Source organism: Providencia sp. PROV033, assembly GCF_028484855.1.
Classification (GTDB): domain Bacteria; phylum Pseudomonadota; class Gammaproteobacteria; order Enterobacterales; family Enterobacteriaceae; genus Providencia; species Providencia alcalifaciens.
Genome location: NZ_JAMPSW010000157.1, coordinates 1 through 4726, shown reverse-complemented (window position 1 = coordinate 4726; position 4726 = coordinate 1). Strand labels below are relative to the sequence as shown.

Annotated in this window: 5 protein-coding genes; 3 read left to right on the top strand and 2 right to left on the bottom strand. The window is 42.5% G+C overall.

Annotated features, from left to right (window positions below; all coding sequences use genetic code 11):
• Nucleotides 1–441: 441 nt before the first annotated feature.
• Nucleotides 442–1656: a selenium metabolism membrane protein YedE/FdhT gene (gene yedE / locus PSF16_RS16645; RefSeq protein WP_006657164.1), complete on the top strand. Its 1215-nt coding sequence runs from the start codon at nucleotides 442–444 to the stop codon at nucleotides 1654–1656.
• Complete coding sequence (yedF, locus tag PSF16_RS16640) at nucleotides 1653–1892, top strand: sulfurtransferase-like selenium metabolism protein YedF (RefSeq protein WP_036963022.1); 240 nt, start codon at nucleotides 1653–1655, stop codon at nucleotides 1890–1892. The genes yedE and yedF overlap by 4 nt, the downstream gene beginning before the upstream one ends.
• Before the next feature lie 37 nt (nucleotides 1893–1929).
• Here the strand turns inward: yedF and PSF16_RS16635 are convergent, their stop codons facing one another.
• Together PSF16_RS16635 and rdgC are read right to left on the bottom strand one after the other, a co-directional pair.
• Nucleotides 1930–2445, bottom strand: coding sequence for a GNAT family N-acetyltransferase (locus tag PSF16_RS16635; RefSeq protein WP_006662805.1), 516 nt, complete (start codon nucleotides 2443–2445; stop codon nucleotides 1930–1932).
• 236 nt (nucleotides 2446–2681) lie between these two features.
• Nucleotides 2682–3587 (bottom strand): recombination-associated protein RdgC, encoded by a 906-nt coding sequence (rdgC, locus tag PSF16_RS16630; protein ID WP_006657167.1) that lies wholly within the window; start codon nucleotides 3585–3587, stop codon nucleotides 2682–2684.
• A 175-nt stretch (nucleotides 3588–3762) separates the two neighbouring features.
• Here rdgC and mak point away from each other — a divergent pair, with 175 nt between their 5' ends.
• The gene (gene mak, locus PSF16_RS16625) at nucleotides 3763–4671 is read left to right on the top strand and encodes a fructokinase (protein ID WP_006662804.1); all 909 of its coding nucleotides are present in this window, start codon (nucleotides 3763–3765) and stop codon (nucleotides 4669–4671) included.
• The last annotated feature ends 55 nt before the right edge of the window (nucleotides 4672–4726 follow it).

Genomic DNA, 4726 nt, shown 5'->3' with positions numbered 1-4726 from the left:
AAAATAAATATAACCAGTCAGACTCGAATGTATCGTATTAAGTTGTTAGAAGTGGATTTTGAATGTTATTACTGAAGTCAAATGGGCTGACTTTAGACTACACAGCAAAGATGTAATAAAAAATAATTTCATATTATACTCCTCTATAAATAATATAAGACTACATTTCCATGCGCCATCCTTAAGATGGCGTTTTTTTTAGTTTTTTTACTAGAAAAATGCTGAGTATGTGATCAGATTTCATGTGAAAAAATACGCAATAGACTCAGAGTAAAGCTTGAATCTAAATCAATTTTTCTAAGAATATTCACAGTTTGTTATTTAATGATAAAAAGTAACAGAGTATGATGTGCACCTCTTCGCTGTGGGGCTTTTATCAACATATCATACAACGGCGGAATTCTTTGCCAGGTACTGGCTTGAATCACTTTGGAAGTAAAAATGACTTGGTCTGAGTTTAAATCTCACTATCTCATCGGTTTTTGGAAACCGTTGCCTGCGGTGATCGCAGCAGGTATTTTATCGACGTATTATTTTGGCTTAACGGGAACATTTTGGGCGGTAACTGGTGAATTTACTCGCTGGGGTGGACACATCATGCAGTTATTTGGTGCTCATCCAGAAGAGTGGGGTTACTTCAAAGTTATTGGTTTCCAAGGTTCACCCCTAGATAGAATTGATGGCGTGATGATTATCGGTATGTTTGCAGGTTGTTTTGCCGCGGCGCTCTGGGCAAATAACGTGAAAATTCGCATGCCACAACATCGCATCCGTATATTCCAAGCTATCCTTGGCGGTATTATCGCTGGATTTGGCGCCCGTCTAGCGATGGGATGTAACTTAGCGGCTTTCTTTACTGGTATCCCTCAATTCTCGTTGCATGCATGGTTCTTTGCTGTCGCAACGGCGGCCGGATCATATTTTGGTGCCAAATTTACGCTGTTACCGATGTTTCGTATTGCGGTAAAACTAAAAAAAGTGTCAACGGCATCCCCATTAACTCAAAATCCTAATACCGCTAAAAAACGTTTTAAACTCGGTATGGCTATCTTTGCTATTGCGATGGCATGGGGCTTTTATACGCTTCTAGATGCACCTGTAATGGGCTTTGCAATCCTCTGTGGGATCGGTTTTGGTTTATTGATTGAACGAGCTCAAATCTGCTTCACATCGGCATTTCGTGATTTATGGATCACGGGTCGTACCCATATGGCGAAAGCGATTATTATTGGGATGGCGGTGAGTGCAATTGGTATCTTCAGCTATGTTCAACTGGGGGCTACACCAAAAATCATGTGGGCAGGTCCGAATGCCGTGATTGGTGGGTTACTGTTTGGCTTTGGTATTGTGCTGGCTGGTGGCTGTGAAACCGGTTGGATGTATCGTGCAGTAGAAGGTCAAGTTCATTACTGGTGGGTTGGTTTCGGTAATATTATCGGTGCGACTATCTTGGCTTACTACTGGGATGATTTAGGTCCATGGTTAGCAACTGACTTTGACAAAGTGAACCTGCTGGAAACATTTGGGCCACAGGGCGGGTTGCTTGTCACATACGTTTTATTAGCTATTGCATTTATTTTGATGCTGGTATGGGAAAAACATTTCTTCCGTAAACGCGCGCAAAAACTTGCGAATACTTCCGTGGAGGCTGCATGAGCCATAAAGAAATAGTGCCGGATTATCGATTAGATATGGTGGGTGAACCTTGCCCATATCCTGCGGTTGCAACGCTTGAAGCTATGCCATCGTTAAAAGCTGGAGAGATATTAGAAGTGGTGAGTGATTGCCCTCAATCTATCAATAATATCCCGTTAGATGCTAAAAACTATGGCTATAAAGTATTGGATATTCAGCAAGATGGACCAACAATTCGCTATTTAATTCAAAAATAGTGATAGGTAAGGCGGGGTTAACCCGCCTTCATGTTATTTACTCTTCCGTATCTTGCCAGCTGGCAATATCGAGCACCAGTTCGCATTCATCGTCAATATAGCCACCTGTTGGGATAAAACCGAGTTTTTGGTAAAACTCAAAGGGGCTTTCTTCACCTTCGCCACAGCTATTATACAGTCGAGGGTAGCCTTTCTTTTTTAAATAACGGATCACTTGAATCAATGCTTCGCGACCAAAACCTAATTTTTGGTAAGGTTCTGCAATCATAAATCGCCATAACATAATGCCATCATATTCAAGTTCATCATCATCTAAGCCTGAATGCAGCATAATGAATCCTACAGGGATATCATCCGCATAAATGCCTCTGTACCAAGCACAATCTGAGAATTGGGCTTCGACCATTGAATAAGCATTGTCTGCCACCATGCTACGTTGTGCCTCACTGAGTGTATGACTCAGTAAACAAATTTCTGAAAAATTTTCTGCCGTCACTTTCTGTAAGGAGACGACTGAGTTTTCATCCACTTCTGGCTCGATGAATTCTATCATAACCATTCCTTCGCTCGAATATTGACCAAAACTTCATTGAGAAGCTGCATTAGTTGTTGTTATTAAATAATCAAGATTGCTACTGATTTGTTGCAAGGATGTAATTTAATCAACCAGAGATTAGGGAGGCAGTCAATGACTTAATTGTGGCTCTGCAAGCAGGGTCTAAAAAGAAAATGGCAACATGCGAGAATGTGTGTTGCCATCGTGAGGTCAGGACGAAAAGCTAAATAATATTAATGTTCGGCTTCACCGCCGAGAACGTCAATGAGACGAGCAATCAAGGCACTGAGCTCGCCTGTCATTAAAATATAATCGGCATCAAATTTTTGAGCAAAATCGTCTTTTGGAATATCGTCATTTTGTTCTTTAAGTTTGTCACTGAATTTTAATTTTTTCAGGGAGCCGTCATCGGACAACATAAATTGTACGCGCTCTTCCCAATCCAATGAGAGTTTTGTGACTAACTTACCCGCTTCGATGTGTGTAGCAATTTCGTCAGAAATCAGGTCTTGCTTCTTACAACGAATAATCCCGCCTTCTTCTAAAATCGCTTTTAACTCAGCTTCATCCATAGCTGCAAAGCCTTGAGGTAATGCACCTGAGCGTACCCATTCAGTTAATGTGAGTTCAATTGGGTCTTTAAATGTGAGCGGTACAACAGGAAGCGAACCTAGGCTTTTACGTAATAATGCTAAATTATCTTCGGCACGTTTAGCACTGGCAGCATCGACGATAATGAGTTGATTAACGGTATCAATCCAAATGTAGGTTTTGCTGAATTTACTGAAGGCTCGCGGCAGTAAGTCATGCACGACTTCATCTTTCAAAGATGCTTTTTCGGTTTTCTTCAGTTGGCGACCTTGATCTGCCTCTAATTTTTCAATTTTCTCTTGTAATGCTTGCTTAATCACTGGCGATGGCAGCATTTTGTCTTCTTTTTTAGCACAAATGAGAATTTGGTTATTAGCAGCATGGGTGAGAGCATCGGCACCACGCATTGGAGGTACCCAACCCGTTTTCATCATGTCTTGGCTTCCACAAGGGGTATAAGCGAGCGGCGCAAGTTGTCTTTCCAGATCATCCGCGGAGAGTGCCAAATCCCGATTCAGGCGATAGACCAATATATTCTTGAACCACATGAAAAACCTACCTTTGTCATTAAAAACATGTTTAGCAAGGCGGACATGATAGCGAATTGTCTGTTATTAAGCGAAAAAAAATGCCGGATGCTTTACAGGTTTTACTTTCTATAAAGGGAGTCTAATAATGTAGACAGGTAATTAAATGACAAATGGATAATAAGTGAGTGCCATGATGAGAATAGGTATTGATTTAGGTGGTACAAAAATTGAAGTGGTTGCGTTGGATGATGGCGGCAATATCTTATTTCGCCAGCGTACACCCACACCACGTGGTGATTACCAAGGAACACTCGATGCGATTAAGCGTTTAGTGAATGATGCAGAAGCGGCAACAGGGCAAACTGGGAGCGTTGGTTTAGGGATCCCCGGAACACTTTCTCCGATTACGGGAAAAGTGAAAAACGCTAACTCAACATGGTTAAATGGACAACCTTTCGATAAGGATTTAGCTCACTGCTTAGGTCGTCCTGTCAAAATGGCCAATGACGCGAACTGTCTTGCGGTTTCAGAGGCGGTGGATGGTGCTGGAGCTGGTGCTAAAGTGGTGTTTGCCGTAATCATTGGAACTGGATGCGGTGCAGGGATCGCCATCAATGGTCAAGTTCATTCTGGCGGTAATGGGGTCGCGGGGGAATGGGGACACAATCCTTTACCGTGGCAAGATGACCAAGATAGGCTGTTTCTTGCAGGGGAAAAATGTTATTGCGGGCTCAATGGCTGCACAGAACAGTTTGTTTCTGGAACAGGTTTTATGGCGGACTATAAAAAGCGAGCCGGAGAATCTAAGACGGGAACAGAAATTATTCAATTGGCGCAAAATGGCAACAAGCATGCGATAAAAGCCTTCGAAAATTACCAAAATCGCCTTGCCAAAGCACTTGCTCAAGCCGTCAACATGCTCGATCCCGATGTCATCGTGTTAGGTGGTGGAATGAGTAATGTTGATGAGCTATATGAAAAACTGCCAGAGAAAATACGTCAATGGGTGTTCGGTAGAGAGTTTGATACGCCAATCAGGAAAGCGGAGCATGGGGATTCGAGTGGGGTGCGAGGGGCTGCTTGGTTATGCTCTGAAAATTAATACTCGTCATACTTCACGCTGTAGCTGCGTTGGCTACGCTCACTAACCCTAGTCG

Excerpts from the sequence above, each read along its gene's own strand:
- yedE (WP_006657164.1), top strand. The coding sequence starts at position 442 with ATGACTTGGTCTGAGTTTAAATCTCACTATCTCATCGGTTTTTGGAAA.
- yedF (WP_036963022.1), top strand. The coding sequence starts at position 1,653 with ATGAGCCATAAAGAAATAGTGCCGGATTATCGATTAGATATGGTGGGT.
- PSF16_RS16635 (WP_006662805.1), bottom strand. The coding sequence starts at position 2,445 with ATGATAGAATTCATCGAGCCAGAAGTGGATGAAAACTCAGTCGTCTCC.
- rdgC (WP_006657167.1), bottom strand. The coding sequence starts at position 3,587 with ATGTGGTTCAAGAATATATTGGTCTATCGCCTGAATCGGGATTTGGCA.
- mak (WP_006662804.1), top strand. The coding sequence starts at position 3,763 with ATGAGAATAGGTATTGATTTAGGTGGTACAAAAATTGAAGTGGTTGCG.